This window comes from Nocardioides massiliensis (assembly GCF_030811215.1).
In the GTDB taxonomy this organism is placed as follows: Bacteria; Actinomycetota; Actinomycetes; order Propionibacteriales; family Nocardioidaceae; genus Nocardioides_A; species Nocardioides_A massiliensis.
On the sequence record NZ_JAUSQM010000001.1, the window covers coordinates 1833357 to 1857840 of the forward strand.

Genomic DNA, 24484 nt, shown 5'->3' on the forward strand with positions numbered 1-24484 from the left:
GGCGTGCGCCATGGGCCTGCGTGACCGCGGGGTCGAGATCAAGACTCCGGAGCAGATCGCTCTGATGCGGCGCGCCGGACTGGTGGTCGGGCAGACCCTCGAGCTGCTGCGCGGGCACGTCCGGCCCGGGGTCTCGACCCGGGAGCTCGACGCGATCGCGGAGGACGCGATCCGCAGCTCCGGCGCGACGCCGTCGTTCCTGGGCTACCACGGGTTCCCCGGCACGCTGTGCACGTCGGTCAACGACGTGGTCGTCCACGGCATCCCCGACGATCGCGTGCTCGCCGCGGGTGACGTCATCTCCATCGACTGCGGCGCGATCGTCGACGGCTGGCACGGCGACGCCGCGATCACGGTGCCCGTGGGCGAGGTCGCCCCCGAGGTGGCCGAGCTGCTGCGCGTGACCGAGGAGGCGCTCTGGGCCGGCATCGCCGCCGCTCGGCTCGGCGGTCGGGTCACCGACATCTCCCACGCGGTCGAGCAGTCGGTGCGCAGCCAGCCCGCGACGTACGGCATCGTCGAGGACTACGTCGGCCACGGCATCGGCTCGGCCATGCACCAGCCGCCCAACGTGCCGAACTTCGGCAGGCCCGGCAAGGGCCCGAAGCTCGTCGAGGGCCTCGCCCTCGCGGTCGAGCCGATGATCACCCTCGGCGACCAGGCCAACCGGGTGCTCGACGACGAGTGGACCGTCGTCACCCTCGACGGCAGCTGGGCGGCCCACTTCGAGCACTCCTTCACCCTCACCCCCGACGGCGCGTGGGTGCTCACCGCCCTCGACGGCGGCGAGGCGCGCCTCACCGCCCTCGGCGTCCCCTTCGGCGGGCGTTGAGCTCCCTGCGAATTCGCTACACGTGTAGTGAATTTGTCCCTGTGTACACGTTCCAGTCGGCGTGTCGCGCAAGTTCGTGTACAAGGTCCGGAAGGGTACGGCGGTCGTGGGCGTTGGTGGTGGTGTGACTTCACCCCGCCCGCTCCGGCTCTCCGTCCTCGACCTCGTCCCCGTGCGCACCGACCAGACCAGTGCCGACGCGGTGGCGGCGAGCCGGGAGCTCGCCCGGGTGGCGGACGCGGCGGGCTACCACCGCTACTGGGTGGCCGAGCACCACAACATGCCGGCGGTCGCGGCGACGAACCCGCCGGTCCTGATCGCGCTCCTGGCGGCAGCGACCGAGCGCATCCGGGTGGGGTCCGGTGGCGTGATGCTGCCGAACCACGCCCCGCTCGTGGTCGCGGAGCAGTTCGCGCTCCTCGAGGCCGCGTTCCCGGGTCGGATCGATCTCGGGCTCGGACGCGCGCCCGGGACGGACCCGGTCACCAGCTGGGCCCTGCGCCACGGCGCCGGGGGAGTGGGGGAGGACGCGGTGGCGCGCTTCCCGCAGTACGTCGACGAGATCATCGCGATGATGGACACCGCCGGCGTCGGGCTGGAGGTGGCCGGGCGGACCCATCCGCTGCGGGCGACCCCGGTCGCATCAGGCCGTGCACCGGTCTGGCTGCTCGGGTCCTCCGACTACTCCGCGCGGCTCGCCGCGGCTCGCGGGCTGCCGTACGTCTTCGCCCACCACTTCTCGGGGCAGGGGACGGCCGAGGCGCTGGCGTTGTATCGCGACCAGTTCCAGCCCTCCGAGCTCTGCGCGGAGCCGCGCACGTTCCTGACCGTGAACGTCGCCGTCGCCCCGACGGCGCAGGAGGCGGAGCGGCTCGCGCTCCCGCAGCTGCTCGCGATGCTGACGCTGCGCACCGGCGGGCCGCTCGGAGCGCAGCTCCTCGTCGAGGAGGCCGAGGACGTCGCCGTGCCCACCGAGCACGAGCGGCTCCTGGCGGCGATGCGCGAGCGCTGGATCATCGGCGACCCCGGCACCGCGGCGCACCGGGTGCGTGAGCTGGCTGCCGGCTTCGACGTCGACGAGGTGATGGTCCACCCGGTGGCCGGTGCGTACGCCGGGACCGATCCCGCCGCTGCCCCGGCACGCGCCGAGACCCTGCGTCTGCTCGCCGAGGCCGCAGGCGGCCTCGATTGGTGATTGCCCCCGGATCGGACTAGACTGGCCAGTCGGCCCAACATGGGTCCGTTCTGTGGTGCCTCGCGGCTGCCCGGCGTTCGCTCGATCCACTCCTTCACGGCGTGGTTCGCACGTGCTCGGCATGGGGTTCACGACGGTCCCGTGAGGTCCACCGGCCCCGCGGCGCACCCGCGTCGGGGGTCCGGGCGGTTCCCGGGCCAACGGTAGATGACGTGAACGACGACTCTTGAGCAGATTGCGGAGGACATGCCGAAGAAAGAAGGCGTGATCGAGATCGAGGGCACGGTGGTTGAGGCCCTCCCGAACGCGATGTTTCGGGTGGAGCTCTCCAACGGCCACAAGGTTCTCGCGCACATCAGCGGCAAGATGCGCCAGCACTACATCCGGATCCTCCCCGAGGACCGCGTCGTGGTGGAGCTGTCGCCGTACGACCTCACCCGGGGTCGCATCGTCTACCGCTACAAGTGAGTAGGCAGCCGACACCTGAAAGGCCTCACCCATGAAGGTCCAGCCGAGCGTCAAGCCGATCTGTGACAAGTGCAAGGTGATTCGTCGCCACGGCCGCGTCATGGTCATCTGCGAGAACCCTCGCCACAAGCAGCGGCAAGGCTGAAGCCACGCGCGACGAAGGAGCGCGAGGCGTCTCAGCCGCAGATCGAGCAAGCCCTCCGACCGAGCCTGCGAGGTCGGAACGGGCGGGTCGAGATCCCGAGAGGGACTGACCAGCTCGACCGAGAACCGCCACAACTGAACATGCACAACTGAACACCGAACAACGTGATCGCTGGGTACCGATCGGCATTGGCCGAACGGGACTCTCACCTCCGGGGACAGGCCGGAGCCCGCACCGACGAGGACCGGGACGCGACACGACCGACACCTGTCGACATCGAAAGGACACCGCCGCATGGCACGCCTCGTTGGTGTTGACCTCCCGCGCGACAAGCGCATCGAGATCGCACTCACTTACATCTACGGCATCGGCCGTACCCGCGCCCAGCAGCTGCTCGCCGCAACCGGGGTCGACCCGAATGCGCGCGTCCACACGCTGGGCGACGAGGAGCTGGTGAAGCTCCGCGACGAGATCGAGGCCAACTTCAAGATCGAAGGTGACCTCCGTCGTGAGGTCCAGGCTGACATCCGACGCAAGATCGAGATCGGCAGCTACCAGGGGCGCCGCCACCGTCAGGGCCTCCCGGTCCGCGGTCAGCGCACCAAGACCAACGCGCGCACCCGCAAGGGACCCAAGCGCACCGTCGCCGGCAAGAAGAAGAAGTGACCTGCGCCTCGCGCAGCACTTCCCTTCCTCGTAGAGCCAACCCAGAACCTCAGGAGAATTTCTAGATGCCTCCCAAGAGCCGCCAGGCTTCCGGCGCCAAGAAGGTGCGCCGCAAGGAGAAGAAGAACATCGCTCAGGGCGAAGCCCACATCAAGAGCACGTTCAACAACACCATCGTCACGATCACCGACCCGACCGGTGCGGTGATCTCGTGGGCCTCTGCCGGCACCGTCGGCTTCAAGGGCTCGCGCAAGTCCACGCCGTACGCCGCGCAGATGGCCGCCGAGGCCGCTGGTCGTCGGGCGATGGAGCACGGGATGAAGAAGATCGACGTCTTCGTCAAGGGCCCGGGCTCGGGCCGCGAGACGGCGATCCGTTCGCTGGGTGCGATCGGCCTCGAGGTCGGCACCATCCAGGACGTCACGCCCACGCCCCACAACGGATGCCGGCCGCCCAAGCGCCGCCGCGTCTGACCCGACACCGAAGGCTAAGGAGAGACTGACAGATGGCCCGTTACACCGGCCCCATGACCAAGAAGTCGCGCCGCCTCGGTGTCGACCTCGTCGGCGGCGACGCAGCTTATGAGCGTCGCCCGTACCCGCCCGGCCAGCACGGCCGCGCCCGGGTGAAGGAGAGCGAGTACCGCACTCAGCTCCAGGAGAAGCAGAAGGCGCGCCTCACGTACGGCGTCCTCGAGCGGCAGTTCCACCGCTACTACGTCGAGGCGAACCGTCGCCCCGGCAAGACCGGTGACAACCTGCTGCAGCTGCTCGAGTCGCGCCTCGACAACGTCGTCTACCGCGCCGGGTTCGCCCGCACGCGGCGGCACGCGCGTCAGCTCGTGGTGCACGGCCACTTCCGCGTGAACGGCAAGAAGGTCGACATCCCGTCGTACCAGGTCAGCCAGTTCGACGTCATCGACGTCCGCGAGAAGTCGCTGGAGATGACCCCGTTCATCATCGCCCGCGAGACCCACGGCGAGCGCGTCGTCCCCGCGTGGATGGACGTGCAGCCGAACCGGATGCGAATCCTGATCCACTCGCTGCCGGTGCGTGCGCAGATCGACCTGCCGATCCAGGAGCAGCTGATCGTGGAGTTCTACTCCAAGAAGTAATCGGTCGGGGGGCTCCGCCCCCCGACTGCCCCCCGTTCGGTGGCTGCGGTCGTTGATCAGCTGCAGCCACCAGCGGGAGGGCAGCGGAAGTCCCCACGATTTCGCCTCTCTCCATCTCTCTCGTTCGGGTCCTTCAAATAGCGGTCGGATCCGGAAAGGACACCCACAGTGCTCATCGCTCAGCGTCCGACCCTGTCGGAAGAGGTCGTCGACGAGTTCCGCTCGCGGTTCGTGATCGAGCCGCTGGAGCCCGGCTTCGGCTACACGCTCGGCAACTCGCTGCGGCGCACCCTGCTCTCCTCGATCCCCGGGGCAGCCGTCACCAGCATCCGTATCGACAACGTGCTCCACGAGTTCTCGACCATCGAGGGCGTGAAGGAGGACGTGACCGAGGTGATCCTCAACCTCAAGGGTCTCGTGGTCTCCTCCGAGCACGACGAGCCGGTCACGATGTACCTGCGCAAGTCCGGTGCCGGTGACGTCACCGCCGCCGACATCGCACCCCCGGCGGGTGTCGAGGTGCACAACCCCGACCTCAAGATCGCCACGCTCAACAGCAAGGGCAAGCTCGAGATGGAGCTGGTCGTCGAGCGCGGTCGCGGCTACGTCAGCGCCGTGCAGAACAAGGGCCTCGACAACGAGATCGGCCGCATGCCGGTCGACTCGATCTACTCGCCCGTGCTCAAGGTGACCTACAAGGTCGAGGCGACGCGTGTCGAGCAGCGCACCGACTTCGACCGTCTCGTCATCGACGTCGAGACCAAGCCCTCGATCCGTCCCCGCGACGCCCTCGCCTCGGCCGGCCGCACCCTGGTCGAGCTGTTCGGCCTGGCCCGCGAGCTCAACGTCGAGGCCGAGGGCATCGAGATCGGCCCCTCGCCGGTCGACGAGCAGTTGGCCGCCGACCTCGCCCTCCCGGTCGAGGACCTGCAGCTCACCGTCCGGTCCTACAACTGCCTCAAGCGTGAGGGCATCCACACCGTGGGTGAGCTCATCTCGCGCTCGGAGCAGGACCTGCTCGACATCCGCAACTTCGGCGCGAAGTCCATCGACGAGGTCAAGGCCAAGCTCGTCGAGATGGGCCTCTCGCTCAAGGACAGCGCCCCGGGCTTCGACCCGACCGCTGCCCTGGCGGCGTACGAGGACGACGACGCCAGCTTCGTCGAGGACGAGCAGTACTGATCTTCCCCACCATCTACTCCGGTACCTGATACGGCCGGGGAGAAAAGAGAGAACACCTCATGCCTACCCCTAAGAAGGGCACCCGCCTCGGCGGCAGCCCGGCCCACCAGCGGCTGATGCTCGCCAACCTGGCGACCGCCCTCTTCGAGCACGGTTCGATCACCACCACCGAGGCCAAGGCGCGCACCCTGCGTCCGTACGCCGAGCGGCTGATCACCCGTGCGAAGAAGGGTGACCTGCACTCCCGTCGCCTGGTCCTGCGCACCATCCGCGACAAGGGCGTCGTCCACCTGCTCTTCACCGAGATCGCGCCGTCGTTCTCCGAGCGCCCGGGCGGCTACACCCGCATCACCAAGCTCGGCCCCCGCAAGGGCGACAACGCCCCCATGGCGGTCATCGAGCTGGTGACCGAGGCCTACGAGCCGAAGGCGTCGAGCACGAAGGCTGCTCCGGCTGCCGCCGCTGCTCCGGCCGCCGAGGTCACCGAGCCCGAGACCGACGCCGCTCCGGCCGAGATCGAGGCGACCGACGAGGCCGGGGAGACCCAGGTCCTGGAGGTCAAGGAGACCGAGGCGGAGGCGGAGGCGGAGATCGCCGAGGCTCCGGCCGAGGACGAGGCTCCTGCTGAGGAGTCCACCGAGGGTGAGGACGAGGCGAAGGCCTGATCCACCCCCCGTCGTACACCACGAAGGCCTGCCACCGTCACGGTGGCAGGCCTTCGTCGTGTCTCAGGGCCGCCAGGCGGGGTCGCGGCCGATGAGTCCGATGAGTGGCTCCTGGGTGGTCGCGTCATCGGGCACGGGCACCCGCGGGCCGTACTGCCCTGATGCCGCGAGCGTGTCCGCCATCGGCTCCATGCCGGCGAGCAGCTCGGCACACACCTCCGCGTCGAGCGCGTCGTCCTGGGCGGTGGCCCGGGCCAGGTCCCAGGTGTGCAGGAAGATGTCGGTGACGTAGTAGGCCGCGACCGCCTCGGTCAACGTCTGGGGCGGCAGCGGCGGGTGAGTGAACGCGGAGCTGACAGCGACCGGGTCGTCGAGCAGCGCCTGGACGCGCGTCGCGTGCGTGCGCCAGACCTGCGGCGGGTCGGTGGTGTCGCCGGCGCCGTGGGCCGACAGGTGGTGCTCGCTGCCGCCGGCGAGGAAGCCGGGCAGCCAGGTCACCAGGTGCTCGACGACGTCACGCGCTCGCCACGACGCGACCGGCGTCGGCGCCTCCCAGTCGCGTACGCCGCCCACCACGTCCTCGAAGCGTGCTGCGACGACGCGGTGCCGGTCCGCCGGGTCGGTCGGCCAGGTCACGAGGCGTCGTCCAGCGTGCCGTCGGCGAGCATCGCGTCGATGGCGGCGTAGCCGGGGTGGATGCCGTACTCCATGCCGCTGGCCAGCCACTGGTCGCGGCCGACGAAGGAGTCGCACAGCGACATCGCATGCAGCCGGGTGGTGCCATCGCCGAGGTCGGTGAAGGTGAGCGTCTCCAGGCTGACGTCGTCGGGCATGCCCTCCCAGGTGAAGGTCTGCACGATCCGATCGGGTGCGATGGTGTGGAAGCACCCGCGGAAGAAGTGCTCGTCATCGGAGCCGGGCTGGCGGGCGACGTAGCGCCAGCTCCCCCCGGAGCGCGCGTCCCACGCGAGGATCTCGTTCTCGAGCTCGGTCGGGCCCACCCACCGAGCGAAGAGCTCCGGGTCGGTGTGAGCGCGCAGCAGCTGGGCGGGGGTGCCGCGGAAGTCGCGGACGATGTGGATTGCCGGGACCTCGGGGTCGGCGGTGATCTCGGCACGGGGGTAGCGCTGGTCGGTCGGGGTCGATGGAGTCTGGGTCGTGGTCATGATGCTTCTCCTGGGCGTGCGGATCGGTCGGGAGAGGACGGCAGGTCGCTGCCGTCGGGGGCGAGCTCGTCGAGCACGGCGTCGAGGAGCTGGTAGCGCCCCTCGGCGCGCTGCCGGTAGCGCTCGAGCCACTTCGTGGCGAGGTCGAGCACCTCGGCCTCGAGTCGGACGGGTCGGCGTTGTGCGTCGCGTCCGCGGGTGACCAGCCCCGAGGCCTCGAGCACCTTCAGGTGCTTCGAGACCGCCTGCAGGCTGATGTCGTACGGCGCGGCCAGCTCGCCGACCGTGGCGTCCCCGTCGGTCAGCCGCTCCACGAGGTCGCGGCGGACGGGATCGGCGAGGGCGGCGAAGACGCGGCCGAGCTGGTCGGTCACGGCACCTCCTGGTAGTCAACTGATCGGTTGAGCAACCATCCGCCTCGCCGCCGCTCGTTGTCAACCCCTTGGTTGAGGAAAGCGGCCTCGGTGGTCTGGGACGATGGGCGCGTGCGCCTGCGTCTCGACGTCGCCTACGACGGATCCGACTTTCACGGCTGGGCGACCCAGCCGGATCTGCGGACCGTGCAGGGGGAGCTGGAAGGTGCGTTGAGTCGGGTGCTGCGCCTCGATGCCGCGCCCGTGACGTGTGCTGGACGCACCGACACCGGCGTGCACGCGCGGGGTCAGGTCGTCCACCTCGACCTCGAGCCCACCGTCCTGGACGCCGCCGCCGGCCGGTCGACCGCGACCCCGACCGAAGCCCTGTGCCGTCGCCTCAACGGCGTCCTTCCTCCCGACGTGCGCGTGCGCGGCGTGCGGGAGGTGCCGCCCGCGTTCGACGCGCGGTTCTCCGCGACCTGGCGCCGCTACGCCTACCGGGTCGCCGACCGGCCCGGTGCCCTCGACCCGCTGACCCGCAGCCACGTGCTCGCGTGGCCACGCCAGCTCGATCTCGAGGCCATGAACGCCGGCGCCCACGGCCTGGTCGGGGAGCACGACTTCGCCGCGTTCTGCAAGCGTCGTGAGGGCGCGACGACGATCCGCCGGCTGACCGCCTTCGCCTGGCACCGCGCCGAGGACGGCACGGCTGTCGCCCACGTCCAGGCCGACGCCTTCTGCCACCACATGGTGCGCTCCCTGGTCGGCTGCCTGCTCGCCGTGGGGGAGGGGCGGCGTCCGGCCGACTGGCCCGCGCAGGTGCTCGCCCGTCGGGAGCGGGACCCGGCCGTCACCGTCGTCCACGCCCACGGGCTGACGCTGGAGGAGGTCGGCTACCCGCCCGACGACCAGCTGGCGGCCCAGGCGGCCGCGGCCCGCCGCGTCCGTACGCTGCTGGAGAGCGAGGGGGTGCTGTGAGCGAGCAGGAGCACTACTTCTCCGCCGACCCTGACGTGGCCTTCGCCCGCACCCCGGTCCGCTGCACCGTGTGGGGCCTCGACCTCGAGCTCACCTCGGGCTCCGGGGTCTTCGCGAACGGGCGCCTCGACGTCGGGACCGCGGTGCTCTTCCGCGAGACCGACCCGCCGGGTGCCGGACGCTTCCTCGACCTCGGCTGCGGGTACGGCGTGATCGGCGCGGCGCTCGCCCGCCAGGATGCCGCGGCCGACGTCACCGGTGTCGACGTCAACGCCCGCGCGGTCCTGCTCGCCAACGAGAACGCCGCGGCACTGGGCGTCGCCGACCGGTTCCGCGCGGTCCTCGCCGACGACGTCGACCCGGGGGCGACGTACGACGAGATCTGGTCCAACCCGCCGATCCGCATCGGCAAGGAGGCCCTGCACGCCCTCCTCCTGCAGTGGCTCCCGCGGCTCGCGCCGGGTGGGCGCGCGGTGCTGGTCGTCGGCAAGAACCTGGGCGCCGACTCGCTGCAGCGCTGGCTGGACGCGCAGGGGTGGCCGGCCTCGCGGCTGGCCAGCGCGAAGGGGTTCCGCGTCCTCGAGGTGCGCCGTGGGGGAGAGCGTGGAGTGGACTGATCCCGAGGCGCTGCCGCGCGAGGTCGAGGCGGTCTGCGCCGAGTTCCTCGCTCTCGCCGACGAGGCCGTGCCGGGCCTGGTCGAGGGTCTGCACCTGCGTGGGTCGCTCGGCTTCGGTGAGTGGTACGCCGGGCGCAGCGACGTCGACTACGTCGCGGTCCTGACGCGCTCACCCGCTGCGGTGGTCGAGGTGCTCGCGTCCGTGCACGACCGGTTGGCGGCGGCGTACCCGAGTCCGGCGTTCGACGGGATCCACCTGGTGGGTGAGGACTTGCTCGCCGGCCCCGCGGCGACCCCGGACCGCCCCTGCACCCTGCAGGGCCGGTTCCTGCCTGCGGCCCGGAAGGAGCTCACGCCGGTGACCTGGCACGAGCTCGCCGAGCACGCGGTCAGCGTCCGCGGCGAGGTCCCGCTCAGGCTGTGGCGGGACGCGCAGGCGCTGCGGGAGCACACGCGTACGAACCTCGCGACGTACTGGGCAGGGCAGATCGACGCACTCGACGGCTTCCGTGCCGATGCCGGCATCGCCGACGTCGCCTGGGTGGTGCTCGGGGTCGCGCGCCTGCATCACCTGTTGGTCCACGGCCGGCTCACCTCCAAGAACGGCGCCGGGCGCCACGTCGTCGATCACTTCGGTGAGGATTGGCGCCTGCTCGCCTCCGAGGTGCTCGCGTGGCGCGTGACCGGCGACCCGGTCGGGCTGCTGTCGCGCGAGGAGCTCGTCGACCAGGCGGTCAAGTTCGGGCGGCTCGTGGTCGCCGACGGGTCCGGGAGGGCCTGAGCCACGGATCAGAGGACTCCCGACACGGCCTTCTGGATCTCGGTGACGGCCAGTGCCGCGAAGGCCAGGGCGATCAGGGCGAGGGCGACGTTGGTCCACCATCGGTTGCGCCACCGGTCGGGCACCCGCGAGGTGTTGAGCAACCACAGCAGCGTGACCGCCATGAACGGCATGAAGACCGCACCCAGCACGCCGTACGCGAGGATGAGCCACACCGGCTCGCCCCAGAAGATGATCGTGATCGGCGGGAACGTGAGCCACAGCAGGTAGGCGCGGAAGTAGCGACCGCCCGCCTGCGCGTCGGGGTGGTCGCCGGGAAGGCCGCGCAGCTCGGTGGCGAAGTCGGCGAACATCAGGCTGACGCCGTGCCAGACCCCGAGCAGGGACGACATCGCCGCCGCCCAGAAGCCGACGAGGAAGAGCGTGCCGTAGATGTCGCCGTACCTGTCGCGCAGGACCTCCGCGACGTCGACCATGCCCTGGTCGCCCGTGCTGACGGCGATGTCGGCGGCGTGGAACAGCTCGGCACCGACGATCAGAGTGGCGCTCACGAAGATGCCGGTGATGACGTAGGCCATGCGGTTGTCGATCCGCATCACCCGCATGAACCGTGGCGTGTTCCAGCCCTTCTCCCGCAGCCAGTAGCCGTACGCCGCGACGGTGATCGTCCCGCCGACACCGCCGGCGACACTGAGCAGATAGACCACGCTTCCGTCGGGGATGGTCGGGACCAGCCCGCGCAGCAGGTCGGGCACGTTCGGCACGGCGATGGCGGCAGCGGTCACCATCGACACGAACATCAACGCGACCATCGCGGTGATGACCTTCTCGAACAGGCCGTAGTGGCCGAACCAGACCAGCGTCAGCCCCAGGAGCGCGGAGAGGATCCCCCACCAGGCGACGCTGAGGCCGCCCAGCAGCGCGGCCAGGGCGAGCCCGGTGCCGGCCATCGCCGCCGAGCCGTAGACGAAGCCCCAGATCACGATGTAGGGACCGAAGTACCAGTGCGTCCAGCGGCCCAGGCTGGACCAGCCCTCGAAGATGGTGTGTCCGGTCGCGAGGGTCCAGCGGCCGGCGCCCTCGACGAGCACGATCTTCATGATGCAGCCGAGGATGGCGCACCACAGCAGCGTGTAGCCGTACCTGCTGCCGGCGATCAGGGTGGCGATCAGGTCGGCGGCGCCCACGCCGGTCGCCGCGACCAGGAGCCCCGGGCCGACGATCTTCCAGCGCGGCTCGTCGTCGGTGTCCGTCGAGGACGGGGAGTTCGTGGTGTCCATGGCTGCTCCCGGTGGCGTGCGTGCGGCAGGCAGTTCCTACCCCGCGAGCCGGTAGCGGAAATCGTGGACCGGCTCGGCACTCGGCGGTGCGTGCTCAGCGCGACATGGTTGCTTCTCGGCTGGGATTCCTTTACGGTGTAAAAGAATTGCAGCGCGGGCGGCGAGGAGGTCGAGTGCCCAGCGAGAACGCCTTCGATCCGACACGGTCCCTGCCGCTGCTGTGGCGCGCGCACCGTCCGCCCGGCACCTCGGCGGATGGCGAGCGGCGTGGGCGCCCCCAGTCGCTCAGCGTCGACGCCGTCGTGGCGGCCGGGGTCGAGCTCGCTGACGCCGAGGGGATCGACGCGGTGTCGATGCGGGCCGTCGCGGAGCGGCTCGGGCGCACCCCGATGGCGCTCTACACCTACGTGCCGAGCAAGGACGACCTTGCCGAGCTGATGTACGACCACGTGCTCGGCGAGCTGCCCGCGGCGTACGACGAGGACAGCTGGTGCGCCGGCGTGCTGGCCTGGGTGCGCGCCCACTGGACGCTCTACCTGCGCCATCCGTGGATGGTGAAGATCGGCTCGGCCCGGCCCACGCTCGGACCCCACGAGTTCGCCGACCTGGAGGCCTTGAGCGTGATCCTCGACGCGGCCGGCCTGACACCGGTGCGCCAGGTGCGGGTGATGTCGGGGCTGGCGCAGCTGGTCCGCGGCTCGGCGCTGCTGGTCGCCGAGACGCGCGAGACCACCCGCGTCACGGGGATCTCGGAGACCGACTGGTGGTATGCCCGCTCGGCCAAGCTCGACGAGGTCGCGCCGCACCTCGCCGAGCTGATCCCGTCGCTCACCCGGCTGTCGAGCGCGGGCGCCTATGACGGCGCCAGCGAAGACGGGGGCGACGATGAGCCCTACCTCGAGCGCGAGGCCCGCGAGGCGATGGAGGAGGCGGTCGTGCTCCTCCTCGACGGCGCCACCCGGACGCCGGAAGTGGGCGGAGCGTGACCGGAAAAGCAGGTGCGCGGCCGGACAGGTCGCCGCACAATCGAGAGGTCGGTCCGGGCACCCACCCGACGGGTGGGCGGCACGAGCCGGTCATGGACCGGAGCAACAGGAAGGAGCCGCGATGACCGGACTGGCCATCGAGACCGAGGATCTGGTGAAGATCTTCGGCGACAACCGCGCGGTCGACGGTGTCGACCTCCGCATCCCGACCGGAGGGGTGTACGGCGTGCTCGGCCCCAACGGGGCGGGCAAGACGACGACGATCAGGATGCTGGCCACCCTGCTCACCCCCGACGGGGGGCGTGCCGAGGTCCTCGGGTACGACGTCGCCCGGCAGGCCGCCGAGGTCCGCTCGCGCGTGGCGATGACCGGTCAGTTCGCCTCCCTCGACGAGGACCTCACCGGTCTGGAGAACCTCACCCTCCTTGCACGGCTCTACGGCTTCGGTCGCGCCGCGTCGAAGGAGCGCGCGCGTGAGCTCCTGGCGGCCTTCGACCTCAGCGACGCGGCGAACCGGCAGGTGAAGGCGTACTCCGGGGGCATGCGGCGACGCATCGACATCGCCGGCAGCCTCGTCGTACGCCCGGAGCTGATGTTCCTCGACGAGCCCACCACGGGGCTCGACCCCCGCAGTCGCAACCAGGTCTGGGAGATCGTCCGCGCGCTCGTGAGCGCCGGGACCACGGTGCTGCTGACGACGCAGTACCTCGAGGAGGCCGACCAGCTGGCCGACCGGATCGCGGTGATCGACCATGGTCGGGTCATCGCCGAGGGCACCAGCGGCGAGCTCAAGGCCTCGGTCGGCTCCGGTGCCGTGCGGGTCCGGGTGGCCGACCCGCTCCAGCGCGACGAGGTGGCCCGGATGCTGGCCGAGTCGCTCGGCGTGGAGCCGCTGCTGGAGTCCGACCCCGCCGCGCTGTCGCTGCGCGTCGACGCGCCCGGTCGTGTCGCCGGCGCGCTGGCGCGGGTGGGCGACGCCGGCCTGACCGTCAGTGAGTACTCGCTCGGCCAGCCCAGCCTGGACGAGGTGTTCCTGGCGTTGACCGGCCGTCCGGCCGATGAGCCCCGTGCGGACCTGCAGCCCGAGGAGGTGCCGGCATGACGACCACCGCCGAACGACCCGACGCCGGGGGCAAGCTCGACGCCCAGGTGATCGCCGCCCTCGGTGGCGGGGAGCGCCCCGCGCCGGCCTCGCCGTGGACGAGCTCGTTCGCCTTCGGCTGGCGCGCGATGCTCAAGATCAAGCACGTCCCCGAGCAGCTCTTCGACGTGACCATGTTCCCGATCATGTTCACCTTGATGTTCACCTACGTGTTCGGCGGGGCGATCTCGGGCTCGCCGGGGGAGTACCTGCAGTACGCCCTGCCCGGGATCCTCGTGCAGACGGTCGTCTTCATCACGATGTACACCGCACTCACGGTCAACACCGACATCGAGAAGGGCGTCTTCGACCGGATCCGCTCCCTGCCGGTGTGGCGGCCCTCGATGCTGGTCGGCGCGCTGCTGGGCGACTCGGCGCGCTACGCGATGGCCTCCACTGTCGTGCTCACCGTGGGCGTGATCATCGGGTACCGCGCACCCGGCGGGTTCCTCGGCGTCATCGCCGCGGTCGTCCTGCTGGTGACGTTCTGCTTCTCGTTGACGTGGCTGTGGCTGATCGTCGGTCTCAAGGTGCGCACCCCCAACGCGGTCATGGGGGTGTCGATGATGGTGTTGTTCCCGCTGACCTTCGTGAGCTCGGTCTTCGCTCCGCCGGAGACCATGCCCGGCTGGCTGCGCTCGTTCGTCGAGGTCAACCCGATCACGCTGCTCGTCGAGGCCGCGCGCGGCCTGATGAACGGTGCGACCGACGTCTCCGACATCGTCTGGGTGCTCGGGCTCTCGGCGGCGCTGATCGCCATCTTCGCCCCGATCGCGATGCGGCTGTTCAACCGGAAGAGCTGATCGGTCCGCGGAGTGAGCCCCGGGGATGGGCGCGGCGAGCGCGCGTAACATCAGTTAGGTAAGCCTTCCCAACTGAAGCGAGCTCCGATGACGCGTCCCTCCCGCTCCGCCCGCATCCTGGTCCCTCTCCTCCTCCTCGCCGCGCCGGTTCTCGCCGCCTGCGGCGGTTCCGGCGACGGCGGGGAGGAGGGCAACGGCGACGAGGCCCTCGTGGTCTACGTGGGCCGCGACGAGGAGCTCGTCGCCCCGTTGATCGAGCAGTTCACGGACGAGACGGGGATCGAGGTCGAGGCGAGGTACGCCGGGACCACCGACCACCTCGCGACGCTGCTCGAGGAGGGCGACAACACCCCCGCGGACGTCTTCTTGTCCCAGGACGCCGGTGCGCTGGGTGCATTGTCCGACGCCGACATGCTGCAGCCGTTGTCGGCCGAGATCACCGACGCGGTCCGTCCCGGCTTCACCTCCACCGACGGTTCCTGGGTCGGCGTGACCGGTCGTGCGCGGGTCATCGCCTACAACTCCGATGCCCTCACCGAGGACGAGGTGCCCGACAGCGTGCTGGCGCTCACCGACGACACCTGGGAGGGGCGCGTCGGCTTCCCGCCCGGCAATGCCTCGTTCCAGGCGTTCGTCACGGCCTTCCGGGTCGCCGAGGGCGACGACGCCGCGCAGTCGTGGCTCGAGGGCATGGCCGGCAACGACGTCCAGACCTTCGAGAGCAACGGCGACGTCCTCGAGGCTGTCGACAGTGGAGTGCTCGACCTGGGTCTGATCAACCACTACTACCTCTACCGCAATGCCGCGGAGGTCGGCATGGACAACCTCACCGCGCGGTTGAAGTTCCCGGCGGCAGGTGACCCGGGTGCGCTGGTCAACGTCACGGGCGCCGGTGCGCTGTCGGAGCACCCGGCGGCGGAGGAATTCATCGCCTACCTGGTCTCCGAGGACGGCCAGCGGTACTTCGTCGAGGAGACCTTCGAGTACCCGCTCGTGCCGTCCGTCGAGGCGCCGGAGGGGCTGCCGTCGCTCGAGGACATCGACGGGCCGATCTCGGACCTCGGCGACCTCGCCGACCTGGAGGCTTCCCTCCTGATGATCGATGAAGCAGGCCTGAGCTGACCCGGTCCGGCGCCCGCCGTCGCCCACCGGCCGCGCTGCTGCTCAGCGCGCTGGTGGGGGCGGGCGTCGTGCTGTTCCCGCTCGCCTACCTGATGGTCCGCGCCGGCGGCGCGGTGGGCGATGAGCTGACCACCTCGGTCCTGCAGCGCCAGGTGCTGCCGTGGACGCTCAACAGCGTCGTGCTGGTGGTCGCGGTGGGCGGGACCTGCTTGGTGCTCGGAGTGCTCACGGGGTGGTGGGTCGCGTGCACCGACCTGCCCATGCGGGGCACCGTCCTGGTCCTGGCGGCACTGCCACTGGCCACCCCGTCGTACGTCGCCGCGTATGGCTGGACCAGCACGATCGTCGGATTGCAGGGCTTCTGGCCGACATGGTGGGTGCTCTCGGCCGCCTGTGTCCCCTACGTGACCCTCCCGGTGGCGGCGGCGTGCCGCCGTTTGGACCACGGTCTGATCGAGGTCGCGCAGGCAGCCGGATCGGGTCCCGTGCGTGCCTGGCGCCAAGCGGTCTGGCCCCAGATCGCGCCGGCTGCCAGCGCGGGCGCACTGCTCGCCGCGCTGTATGCCCTGGCCGACTTCGGGACGCCCGCGTTGCTTCGGCACCAGGTGCTCACCTTGGCCATCCACCGCCAGTACGGCTCCTTCGTGGGCCGCGAGCGCGCAGCGCTGCTCGCCGTGATCCTGGTGCTCGGTGCCGTGCTCCTGGTCGCGCTCGAGCTGAGGGCGCGCGGCAACGGGGAGCGTTGGCGGACCTCGGCGGGCGCTGCTCGGCCTGCCCGACCCGTCCGGCTGGGTCCGTGGCGATGGGCGGCGCTCGCGGTGGCCGTCGTCCCCACGGTCGTGGGCGTGGCGATCCCGATCGTCGCGCTGTTCCGGCGGATGGCCCTGGGCACCCGCAGCTCGCTGCACTGGCCGACCCTGGTCGACGCGACGGTGGCCACCGTGACGGTGGCGCTCCTGGGCGGACTGCTCGCTCTGCTGCTCGCGGCCGGCGTCGGTGTGCTGGCCGCCCGGTATCGCTCGCCGTTCAGCCAGACGATCGAGTCGGTCGCGTTCTCCGCGCACGCCCTGCCCGGCATCGTGGTGGGGCTGTCCTTCGTCTACTTCGGCCTCCGCACCGCCCCCGGGCTCTACCAGACACTGACCCTGCTGGTGCTCGCGTACGGCGTGCTGTTCATGCCCAAGGCCGTCGGGGCGGTACGGACGTCGGTCGCCGCTGTCTCCCCGCGCCTGCCCGAGGTCGCGCGCAGCCTGGGTCGTCCGCCCTGGCGTGCCGCCTTGGTGACCGGTCGGCTCGCGGCACCCGGTGTGCTCGTCGGCTTGTGCCTGGTCGTCGTGACGGCGATGAAGGAGCTCCCCGCCACGTTGATGCTTCGCCCGACCGGGATGGACACCCTGGCGGTGGAGATGTGGAGCCGGACCTCGAGCGCGGCCCAGGGAGCTGCCGCCCCGTACGCTCTGGCCCTGGTCCTGGTCGCGAGTGTGCCGTCCTTCCTGCTCACGCGGAGGTCGACATGGGCCGACTGAGCACGCCGCAGCCTCGCGCTCGGCCGACGGCGGGAGAGCGACGATGAGCGAGGTGCGGGTCCGAGACCTCGTCTTCGCGTACGCCGGACCGCCGGTCCTCGACGGCATCGACCTCGACGTCGCCTCGGGAAGCCTCACGAGCCTGATCGGTCCGAGCGGGTGCGGCAAGACGACCCTGTTGCGACTGCTCGCCGGCTTCGAGCGTCCGAGTGCCGGGCAGATCCTGCTGGGCGATCGCGAGGTCGCGGGTGCGCGCTTCGTACCCGCCGACCGGCGCCGGATCGGCATCGTCCCCCAGGAGGGTGCGCTCTTCCCGCACCTGCGCGTGGCCGACAACGTGGGCTTCGCGCTGCCGCGACGTGCGCGCGACCGCGAAGCCAGGATCGCGGAGCTGCTCGACCTGATCGGCCTGGCCGGCTATGGCGACCGGTACCCCCGCGAGCTCTCGGGCGGCCAGCAGCAGCGGGTCGCCCTGGCGCGGGCCCTCGCACCGCGGCCCGACGTGGTGCTGCTCGACGAGCCCTTCGCCTCTCTCGACGCCAGCACCCGCCACGAGGTACGCCGCGAGGTGCGTCGAGCGCTGCACGAGGAGCAGGCGACGGCACTGATGGTGACCCACGACCGGGAGGAGGCGCTCTCGGTGGCCGACCAGGTGGTCGTGCTCGGCGGAGGCCGCGTCGCGCAGGCGGGGCGACCCGAGGAGGTCTACCGCCGCCCGGCGACGGCTGCGGTGGCGACCCTGCTCGGTCGGGCCAGCCTGCTGCCGGTCCTGCACCAGACCGCGACGTCCGTCGTCTGTGCTCTCGGCGAGGCCCCGGTGGGGTCCAGCGCCGCGGCGAACGGCCCGGCGGCGGTGCTCGTGCGACCCGAGCAGGTGCTGCTGACCCCGGCCCGCGCGGGGGAGGAGGCGGCCGCCGTGGTGCTCGACGCCGAGCTGCTCGGACCTGTCTGGCGGGTCCGCCTCCAGGCCGCCGAGCACGTCGTCGAAGCGGCGGTCTCGATCACCAGCGCGATACCGGAGGTCGGCTCGCGCACCCACACGCACCTCGTCGGCACCGTCCACCTGGTGCCGGCCGTGTCCCGAGGCGCCGGCGAGTCCTGACCCCAGACGCAGAACGCCCCGCACCATCGGTGCGGGGCGTTCTCGCGTGACTGGGGCGATCAGGCCCAGCGCTGCTCGCGCGGGGTGAAGTCCAGACCGCGGCCGCCGGTGTAGATCTGCTTGGGACGAGCGATCTTCTGCTCCTTGTCCTGCACCAGCTCGAGCCACTGCGCCAGCCAGCCCGGCGTACGCCCGATGGCGAACAGCACGGTGAACATCTCAGGCGGGAACTGCAGCGCCTCGTAGATCAGGCCCGAGTAGAAGTCCACGTTGGGGTAGAGCTTGCGCGAGACGAAGTACTCGTCCTCGAGCGCGATCTTCTCCAGCTCCTGGGCGATCTCGAGCAGCGGGTTGACGCCGGTGACCTCGAAGACGTCGTCGCAGGCCTTCTTGATGATCTTGGCGCGCGGGTCGTAGTTTTTGTAGACCCGGTGACCGAAACCCATGAGCTTCTCGTCGCCGTTCTTCACACCCTCGATGAACGCGGGGATGTTGTCCTTGGTACCGATGCGACGCAGCATCCGCAGCACCGACTCGTTGGCGCCACCGTGCAGCGGGCCGTAGAGCGCCGCGACCCCGGCCGCGACGGCCGAGTAGGGGTCGACCTGCGAGGAGCCGACCGAGCGCACGGCATTGGTGGAACAGTTCTGCTCGTGGTCGGCGTGCAGGATGAAGAGCACGTCGAGCGCCTTGACCAGGCGCGGGTCCGCCTCGAACTTGCGCTCGCTCATCTTGAAGAGCATGGCGAGGAAGTTCTCGGTGTAGGACAGGTCGTTGTCGGGATAGACGTACGGCTTGCCCTGCGCGTTGCGGAAAGCCCAGGCGCCGAGCGTCGGCATCTTGGCGATCATGCGGACGATCTGCATGTGCCGGTTCTCGGGGTCGCTGATGTTGCGCGACTCCGGGTAGAACGTCGAGAGCGCCCCGACCGAGGCCATCAGGATGCCCATGGGGTGGGCGTCGTAGCGGAAGCCCTCCATGAAGCCCTTGACGTTCTCGTGCACGAACGTATGGAAGGTGATCTCGTGCTCCCACGCGGCGTACTGCTCCCTGGTGGGCAGCTCGCCGTGGATGAGGAGGTAGGCCACCTCCAGGAAGGTGGAGTGCTCGGCCAGCTGCTCGATGGGGTAGCCGCGGTACTCGAGGATCCCCTTCTCGCCGTCGATGAAGGTCACCGCGCTGCGGCACGAGGCGGTGTTGACGAAGCCCGGGTCGTAGACGGCCAGCCCGGGGGTGTCGTCATCGACGCGGATCTTGCCGAGGTCCGCCGCACGGACGGTCCCGTCGGTGATCGGCACCTCGTAGGACTCCCCGGTGCGGTTGTCTGTCACGGTCAGGCTGTCGGCCACGTCGGCTCCTCGCTGTCGGGCCCGGGTGAACTGGTCGCGCTGTGGTGCGCCATGTCGCTGAGCTGTCGCTGAGCTGGCCCCGGGGCCGTCGGTCTGGGAAAAATCCATGCTGACCGTCGGCCCGGTGGGGCGCGGTCGGTCCCAACCTATTCCCGCGCGCGCGGGACCGCGAAACCGGGTCGGCTACCGTCCAGTACGTGAGCGCGTGGCTCGCTGGTCCGTGCTGTGCGGTGCCGGGCTCGCACGGCGTACGTCGTCCTCGTTTTGACCCTCCTGCGCAGCGCACCGTATTGTGCGTAGTTGCGTCTCCTGCCGCGCCGCGGTGTTCGATCACGACTTGATCCAAGCCTGATCCGAATCGTGCGACTCCGCCGTGGTGCAGACCCGGATCGGCTCCCCGCCGAACCCGGGCAGAGTTCGTCAGAAGACGTGGCAGCACCACCCGGCGGACACATCCGTGCGGGAACCACGAACGAAGAGAGCAGAGCCGTGCGTACGTACAGCCCCAAGCCCGCTGACATCCAGCGCGAGTGGCACGTCATCGACGCCACCGACGTCGTCCTGGGTCGGTTGGCGGTCCAGGCCGCGAACCTGATCCGCGGCAAGCACAAGCCGCAGTTCGCCCCGCACATGGACCTCGGTGACTTCGTCATCATCGTCAACGCGGAGAAGGTTGCCCTCAGCGGCAACAAGGCGACCACCAAGATGGCCTACCGCCACTCGGGCTACCCCGGTGGCCTCTCCGCGACCCCCATCGGGGAGCTGCTGGAGAAGGATGCGCGCAAGGCGATCGAGAAGGCCGTGTGGGGGATGCTGCCGAAGAACCGCCTCGGTCGGCAGCAGCTGAAGAAGCTCAAGGTCTACAGCGGCCCCGAGCACCCGCACCAGGCCCAGAAGGCGAAGCCGTTCGAGATCACGCAGATCTCGCAGTGAACGCCGCCCCCACCAGCGCACCGACCAGCAAGGACCAGTGAGGAACACCGTGAGCACTTCTGAGACCGAGGTCGAGGACTTCCAGGTCAACGAGGAGGGCGTCGCCTACACCAGCGAGAGCGCCCCCTCCGCCGACGCGCCCCCGCGCCCGGCGACCATCGCCCCCGCGTCGGCCACCGGCCGCCGCAAGGAGGCTGTCGCCCGCGTCCGGATCGTCCCGGGCACCGGCGAGTGGACCGTCAACGGCCGCGCCCTTGACTCCTACTTCCCCAACAAGCTGCACCAGCAGGTCGTCAACGAGCCCTTCGTGACCGCCGACCTCGTGGGCCGCTTCGACGTCATCGCCCGGATCTCCGGCGGCGGCATCACCGGCCAGGCCGGCGCGTTGCGTCTCGGCGTGGCTCGTGCGCTCAACGCCGTCGACCTCGAGGCCAACCGCCCCGCGCTGAAGAAGGCCGGGCTGCTCACGCGTGACGCCCGCGTCATCGAGCGCAAGAAGGCCGGTCTCAAGAAGGCCCGCAAGGCGCCGCAGTACAGCAAGCGCTGATTCAGGAGACGTACGCCGTATGGCACGTCTCTTCGGCACGGACGGGGTCCGGGGCCTGGCCAACGGTCATCTGACCGCGGAGCTGGCCCTGGACCTTTCCGTTGCCGCCGCACACGTCCTGGGCGAGGCCGGAGCCTTCGAGGGGCACCGGCCCGTGGCCGTCGTCGGCCGGGACACCCGGATCTCGGGCCAGTTCCTCGAGGCCGCGGTCGTGGCCGGGTTGGCCTCCGCCGGGGTCGACGTACTCCTGCTGGGGGAGCTGCCGACCCCTGCGGTGGCCTACCTGACCGCCCACCTCGACGCCGATCTCGGCGTGATGCTGTCGGCCAGCCACAACCCGATGCCCGACAACGGCATCAAGTTCCTCTCCCGTGGCGGCGTCAAGCTCGACGACGCCCTGGAGACCGCGATCGAGCAGCGGCTGCGCGAGACCTGGCAGCGGCCCACGGGCGACGGGGTCGGGCGGATCCGCACGTACGACGCGGCCGTGGCCGACTACGCCGCGCACCTGGTCGGCACTCTCGACGGCGGGCTTGGTGGGCTGGGTGGCGCCGGCGAGCGGCCGCTGCGGATCGTCCTCGACTGTGCCCACGGGGCTGCCTCGGTGGCCGGCCCGCGGGCGCTGCGCGAAGCCGGCATCGACGTCGTCGCGATCTGCGCCGAGCCGGACGGGCTCAACATCAACGACGGGTGCGGATCCACCCACCTCGAGGTCCTGCAGAGGTCCGTGCTCGAGCACGGGGCCGACGCGGGGTTCGCCGTCGACGGGGACGCCGACCGCTGCCTCGCCGTCGACCACACCGGGGCGGTCGTCGATGGCGACCAGATCCTCGCCATCCTCGCCCTCGCCCTGCGCGACGCCGACCGGCTGCACGCCGACACGGTCGTCGGCACCGTGATGAGCAACCTCGGGTTCGTCCAGGCGCTGCAGCGCGAGGGCCTCGCCGTACGCCAGACCAAGGTGGGGGACCGCTACGTCCTCGAGGAGATGAAGGCCGGCGGCTACTCCCTCGGCGGCGAGCAGTCCGGCCACGTGATCCTCAGCGACCACGCCACCACCGGTGACGGCCTGCTGACGGCCCTGCACGTCGTCCAGCGCATGGCACGCACCGGTCGCAGCCTCGCCGACCTCGCCGCCGTCATGACCCGCCTCCCGCAGGTGCTCGTCAACGTCCCCGACGTCGACAAGAACCGCACCGACGACCCGGAGCTGCTCGCCGCCGTCGCGGAGGCCGAAGCCGAGCTGGGCGACACCGGTCGCGTCCTGCTGCGCGCCTCCGGCACCGAGCCGCTCGTCCGCGTCATGGTCGAGGCCACCAGCGCCGACCAGGCACACGCCGTCGCCGACCGGCTCGCCGGGGTCGTCCGCTCCCGCCTCGCCCTCTGACCGGCGTACGCGCGGTCGGCCAAAGTCGCCACATATGTGGTGACCTTTACGCTTCCGACAGCTCTTGGCCGGCGTGTCGCGCAAAAACGCCACATATGTGGCGAATCTTGTGACGCGTGAGGTCAGGTGGGTACGACCTACCCATGACCAACACACCTGACGAGATCCAGTACACCGCGCGCGTGCAGATCGTGGGCGGCAGGCAGGGCGGCCGAGCCGTGTCGGAGGACGGCGTGATGGACGTGCAGCTGACGGCGCCGAAGGAGACCGGCGGGCCGGGCACGGGCACCAATCCCGAGCAGCTCTTCGCGATGGGCTACGGAGCCTGTTTCCAGAGCGCGCTGACGGCGGTCGCGAAGAAGGCCGGCGTCGACGCCTCGGAGTCGACTGTGGAGGTGGCGGTCGGGTTCGGCCCGCACGACAAGTCGTTCGCGCTCACGGTCGAGCTCACTGGCCGCATCCCCGGCGTCGATGCTGAGCAGGCCCAGGAGCTCATGGAGGCGGCACACGAGATCTGCCCCTACTCCAAGGCCACCCGCGGCAACGTGCCGGTCACGCTGCGTGGCGTCGTCGCGACCGAGGCCTCCGAGACGCCGTAAGTTGCGCCCCTCGGGTCCCACGGGTCCCACTCGTCGTACGAAACCGGGCGTCTGCTGCGTCAGTTTCGTACGACGGGCGGGCGTGTTGTGGCTCGGGCGGTGAAACTGCCCCCGCCCGACGGGTCAGGACACCGCAGCGATGTCGTTGAGCCAGGAGGACTTGAGGCCGAGGCGGATGCGCATCTGGTCGGCCTTGCCGGAGATCCGCCGGGTGGCCTTGGGGCCGTAGGCCGTCAGCTCGCGCAGCCCGCCGCCGGTGTGGCGGCCGGTGATCTCGATGCGCAGGACCTGCTTGAGGTTGAACAGCTCACGGGCCTGCGCCTGGCTCAGCGTGGTGGTCCAGCTGCGGTTGGGGTTGTCGGCGGTGATGGACCACGGGTCGTTGACCGCGCGCAGGTATGGCACCTCCGCCGACCAGACGTCCTCGCTGTTGAGCGTGCTGCCGCCGGAGGAGGAGTAGTAGAAGGTCTCCGCCAGCCCGCTGCCGTAGCGCAGGACGGTGCCGCGGGTGGCGACGACGGCGGCGACCCAGCGCTTGCCGTACGCCGCGTTGGTGCCCTCGGACTCCTTGCCCCATCCGCCGTACACCTGGTTGACGACCGAGTCGCGCAGGTTGCACCGGCAGTCGCTCTTGATGCCGGGCGCGACGCGCAAGGCGTAGGTGCGGGCGATGATCGCCTGGGCCTGTAGCGCTGCGGTCTCCCACGACGAGGGCATCTCGGCGATGCCGCGCAGGTACTCCCGCTGCAGGTTCAGCCGGACGACGGCGTTGAGCGCGCCACTGCCGTAGGGGTGCACCCACAGCCGGCCGTGGCGGTACTCGCGGCCGGTGTCGAGACGTAGGACGGCGTTCTTGCCCTTGACGTAGCGCGTGCCGGTCCAGCGCATCCGCACGGTGTCGCCGGTCACGGTGTGGGTGCGGCCGCGGGCGTTCGTGACGAGCGCGCGCACCCCGTTGCCGGAGCGCTCCACGACCACCTGGCCGGCGGTCGCCGCGTCGGCGGTGGCGTCGGCGATGCGGCGCTTGGCGACGCACGTGCCACCCCGCATGCCGCAGACCTCGAGGACGGCTCCCGGCTGCAGCGCGCGCAGGGCCGCGGTGAAGCGGCTGGTCTGGTAGCGGACGTTGACGTCGACGAGCCGGCCCTGGTTGTTCTTGCCGAGCTCCGTGCCGCGGTAGTAGTGCTGCAGGATCTGCGGCGTGGTGCGCCCGGCCTTGGCCATCGCCTGGGCGCCGTACTGCGAGAGCCCCACCCCGTGGCCCCAGCCGGACCCGGTGAGCTCGAAGGCGCGCGGCGGCTGCTCCGCGCCCTGCTTCTGGGGTACGGCGAGGGGCGCCGCTGCCGTCGGCTCGGCGATCGCCGGACCGGCGAGCGAGGCGACGACGAGGACGGCTGCGCTCGCGGCAGCAACGAGGAGACGGTGGGTGCGCATGGAGATTCCCCCGGGGAAGACGGCGGGGCTGATGAGCCCGTTGGGACCGGTGTGACTCGTGAGGCTAGCGACCCGAGGACGGATCGCGCTACCCCAGTCCCTTCGGCAGT

Annotated in this window: 28 protein-coding genes; 22 read left to right on the forward strand and 6 right to left on the reverse strand. The window is 70.7% G+C overall.

Features of this window, described 5'->3' with window-relative positions; translation table 11 throughout:
• Positions 1–10 precede the first annotated feature (10 nt).
• The 9 genes from map (at position 11) to rplQ (ending at position 6267) form a co-directional block, all read left to right on the forward strand.
• Complete coding sequence (gene map, locus J2S59_RS09130; RefSeq protein ID WP_068123822.1) at positions 11–832, forward strand: type I methionyl aminopeptidase; 822 nt, start codon at positions 11–13, stop codon at positions 830–832.
• 124 nt (positions 833–956) lie between these two features.
• A complete protein-coding gene (locus tag J2S59_RS09135) occupies positions 957–2027 on the forward strand; it encodes an LLM class flavin-dependent oxidoreductase (RefSeq protein WP_306825031.1) in 1071 nt (356 codons plus the stop codon).
• 246 nt (positions 2028–2273) lie between these two features.
• Positions 2274–2495 (forward strand): translation initiation factor IF-1, encoded by a 222-nt coding sequence (infA, locus tag J2S59_RS09140; RefSeq protein WP_011757309.1) that lies wholly within the window; start codon positions 2274–2276, stop codon positions 2493–2495.
• 31 nt (positions 2496–2526) lie between these two features.
• A complete protein-coding gene (rpmJ, locus tag J2S59_RS09145; protein WP_068116313.1) occupies positions 2527–2640 on the forward strand; it encodes a 50S ribosomal protein L36 in 114 nt (37 codons plus the stop codon).
• Between the two features lie 294 nt (positions 2641–2934).
• On the forward strand, positions 2935–3306 hold the full coding sequence (rpsM, locus tag J2S59_RS09150; RefSeq protein WP_068118295.1) for a 30S ribosomal protein S13: 372 nt from the start codon (positions 2935–2937) through the stop codon (positions 3304–3306).
• 65 nt (positions 3307–3371) lie between these two features.
• On the forward strand, positions 3372–3779 hold the full coding sequence (gene rpsK, locus J2S59_RS09155) for a 30S ribosomal protein S11 (RefSeq protein WP_068118292.1): 408 nt from the start codon (positions 3372–3374) through the stop codon (positions 3777–3779).
• 32 nt (positions 3780–3811) lie between these two features.
• On the forward strand, positions 3812–4420 hold the full coding sequence (gene rpsD / locus J2S59_RS09160; RefSeq protein WP_068118291.1) for a 30S ribosomal protein S4: 609 nt from the start codon (positions 3812–3814) through the stop codon (positions 4418–4420).
• Between the two features lie 168 nt (positions 4421–4588).
• Complete coding sequence (locus tag J2S59_RS09165) at positions 4589–5602, forward strand: DNA-directed RNA polymerase subunit alpha (protein ID WP_068118290.1); 1014 nt, start codon at positions 4589–4591, stop codon at positions 5600–5602.
• A 59-nt stretch (positions 5603–5661) separates the two neighbouring features.
• Positions 5662–6267 (forward strand): 50S ribosomal protein L17, encoded by a 606-nt coding sequence (gene rplQ, locus J2S59_RS09170; protein WP_306825032.1) that lies wholly within the window; start codon positions 5662–5664, stop codon positions 6265–6267.
• A gap of 63 nt (positions 6268–6330) precedes the next feature.
• On the opposite strand, the gene J2S59_RS09175 is transcribed toward rplQ, so the two are convergent.
• From J2S59_RS09175 to J2S59_RS09185, 3 genes are read right to left on the reverse strand one after another with little or no spacing between them, the layout of a single operon-like run.
• Positions 6331–6903: a DinB family protein gene (locus J2S59_RS09175; protein ID WP_306825033.1), complete on the reverse strand. Its 573-nt coding sequence runs from the start codon at positions 6901–6903 to the stop codon at positions 6331–6333.
• Positions 6900–7433, reverse strand: coding sequence for an SRPBCC domain-containing protein (locus tag J2S59_RS09180; RefSeq protein WP_068118625.1), 534 nt, complete (start codon positions 7431–7433; stop codon positions 6900–6902). Before J2S59_RS09180 ends, J2S59_RS09175 begins: the two co-directional genes overlap by 4 nt.
• Positions 7430–7807 (reverse strand): ArsR/SmtB family transcription factor, encoded by a 378-nt coding sequence (locus J2S59_RS09185; protein WP_068118623.1) that lies wholly within the window; start codon positions 7805–7807, stop codon positions 7430–7432. Before J2S59_RS09185 ends, J2S59_RS09180 begins: the two co-directional genes overlap by 4 nt.
• A 111-nt stretch (positions 7808–7918) precedes the next feature.
• On the opposite strand from J2S59_RS09185, the gene truA reads away from it, so the two are divergent.
• The 3 genes from truA to J2S59_RS09200 are packed head-to-tail and all read left to right on the forward strand — an operon-like array spanning position 7919 to position 10165.
• Positions 7919–8767, forward strand: coding sequence for a tRNA pseudouridine(38-40) synthase TruA (gene truA, locus J2S59_RS09190; RefSeq protein WP_068118628.1), 849 nt, complete (start codon positions 7919–7921; stop codon positions 8765–8767).
• Positions 8764–9384: a class I SAM-dependent methyltransferase gene (locus tag J2S59_RS09195; RefSeq protein ID WP_068118621.1), complete on the forward strand. Its 621-nt coding sequence runs from the start codon at positions 8764–8766 to the stop codon at positions 9382–9384. The genes truA and J2S59_RS09195 overlap by 4 nt, the downstream gene beginning before the upstream one ends.
• A complete protein-coding gene (locus J2S59_RS09200; protein ID WP_306825034.1) occupies positions 9371–10165 on the forward strand; it encodes a hypothetical protein in 795 nt (264 codons plus the stop codon). Before J2S59_RS09195 ends, J2S59_RS09200 begins: the two co-directional genes overlap by 14 nt.
• Positions 10166–10173: 8 nt before the next feature.
• Here the strand turns inward: J2S59_RS09200 and J2S59_RS09205 are convergent, their stop codons facing one another.
• Positions 10174–11445, reverse strand: a complete 1272-nt coding sequence (locus J2S59_RS09205; RefSeq protein WP_306825035.1) for an Nramp family divalent metal transporter — start codon at positions 11443–11445, stop codon at positions 10174–10176.
• A gap of 173 nt (positions 11446–11618) precedes the next feature.
• Between J2S59_RS09205 and J2S59_RS09210 the strand changes: the two genes are divergently transcribed.
• From J2S59_RS09210 to J2S59_RS09235, 6 genes are all read left to right on the forward strand, one after another.
• Positions 11619–12431 carry a TetR/AcrR family transcriptional regulator gene (locus J2S59_RS09210; protein ID WP_220138582.1) on the forward strand — a complete coding sequence of 271 codons (813 nt, stop codon included), beginning with the start codon at positions 11619–11621 and terminating at the stop codon, positions 12429–12431.
• A 121-nt stretch (positions 12432–12552) separates the two neighbouring features.
• A complete protein-coding gene (locus J2S59_RS09215; protein WP_068123930.1) occupies positions 12553–13533 on the forward strand; it encodes an ATP-binding cassette domain-containing protein in 981 nt (326 codons plus the stop codon).
• Entirely contained in the window at positions 13530–14375 is an 846-nt protein-coding gene (locus J2S59_RS09220; protein ID WP_068123932.1) for an ABC transporter permease, read from the forward strand. Before J2S59_RS09215 ends, J2S59_RS09220 begins: the two co-directional genes overlap by 4 nt.
• Before the next feature lie 87 nt (positions 14376–14462).
• Positions 14463–15497, forward strand: a complete 1035-nt coding sequence (locus J2S59_RS09225; RefSeq protein WP_306825036.1) for an iron ABC transporter substrate-binding protein — start codon at positions 14463–14465, stop codon at positions 15495–15497.
• A 68-nt stretch (positions 15498–15565) separates the two neighbouring features.
• Positions 15566–17023 carry an ABC transporter permease gene (locus J2S59_RS09230; RefSeq protein ID WP_068119073.1) on the forward strand — a complete coding sequence of 486 codons (1458 nt, stop codon included), beginning with the start codon at positions 15566–15568 and terminating at the stop codon, positions 17021–17023.
• A gap of 43 nt (positions 17024–17066) precedes the next feature.
• Complete coding sequence (locus tag J2S59_RS09235) at positions 17067–18125, forward strand: ABC transporter ATP-binding protein (protein WP_306825037.1); 1059 nt, start codon at positions 17067–17069, stop codon at positions 18123–18125.
• Between the two features lie 59 nt (positions 18126–18184).
• Here the strand turns inward: J2S59_RS09235 and J2S59_RS09240 are convergent, their stop codons facing one another.
• Positions 18185–19474, reverse strand: coding sequence for a citrate synthase (locus tag J2S59_RS09240; RefSeq protein WP_068124959.1), 1290 nt, complete (start codon positions 19472–19474; stop codon positions 18185–18187).
• A 489-nt stretch (positions 19475–19963) separates the two neighbouring features.
• Here J2S59_RS09240 and rplM point away from each other — a divergent pair, with 489 nt between their 5' ends.
• The 4 genes from rplM (at position 19964) to J2S59_RS09260 (ending at position 22940) form a co-directional block, all read left to right on the forward strand.
• The gene (gene rplM, locus J2S59_RS09245) at positions 19964–20407 is read left to right on the forward strand and encodes a 50S ribosomal protein L13 (protein WP_068124961.1); all 444 of its coding nucleotides are present in this window, start codon (positions 19964–19966) and stop codon (positions 20405–20407) included.
• Between the two features lie 37 nt (positions 20408–20444).
• Positions 20445–20954, forward strand: a complete 510-nt coding sequence (gene rpsI / locus J2S59_RS09250; RefSeq protein WP_370871481.1) for a 30S ribosomal protein S9 — start codon at positions 20445–20447, stop codon at positions 20952–20954.
• A 19-nt stretch (positions 20955–20973) separates the two neighbouring features.
• Positions 20974–22341 (forward strand): phosphoglucosamine mutase, encoded by a 1368-nt coding sequence (glmM, locus tag J2S59_RS09255; protein ID WP_068124963.1) that lies wholly within the window; start codon positions 20974–20976, stop codon positions 22339–22341.
• Between the two features lie 143 nt (positions 22342–22484).
• Complete coding sequence (locus J2S59_RS09260) at positions 22485–22940, forward strand: organic hydroperoxide resistance protein (RefSeq protein WP_068124965.1); 456 nt, start codon at positions 22485–22487, stop codon at positions 22938–22940.
• 123 nt (positions 22941–23063) lie between these two features.
• On the opposite strand, the gene J2S59_RS09265 is transcribed toward J2S59_RS09260, so the two are convergent.
• Positions 23064–24374: a SpoIID/LytB domain-containing protein gene (locus tag J2S59_RS09265; RefSeq protein WP_306825038.1), complete on the reverse strand. Its 1311-nt coding sequence runs from the start codon at positions 24372–24374 to the stop codon at positions 23064–23066.
• Positions 24375–24484 lie beyond the last annotated feature (110 nt).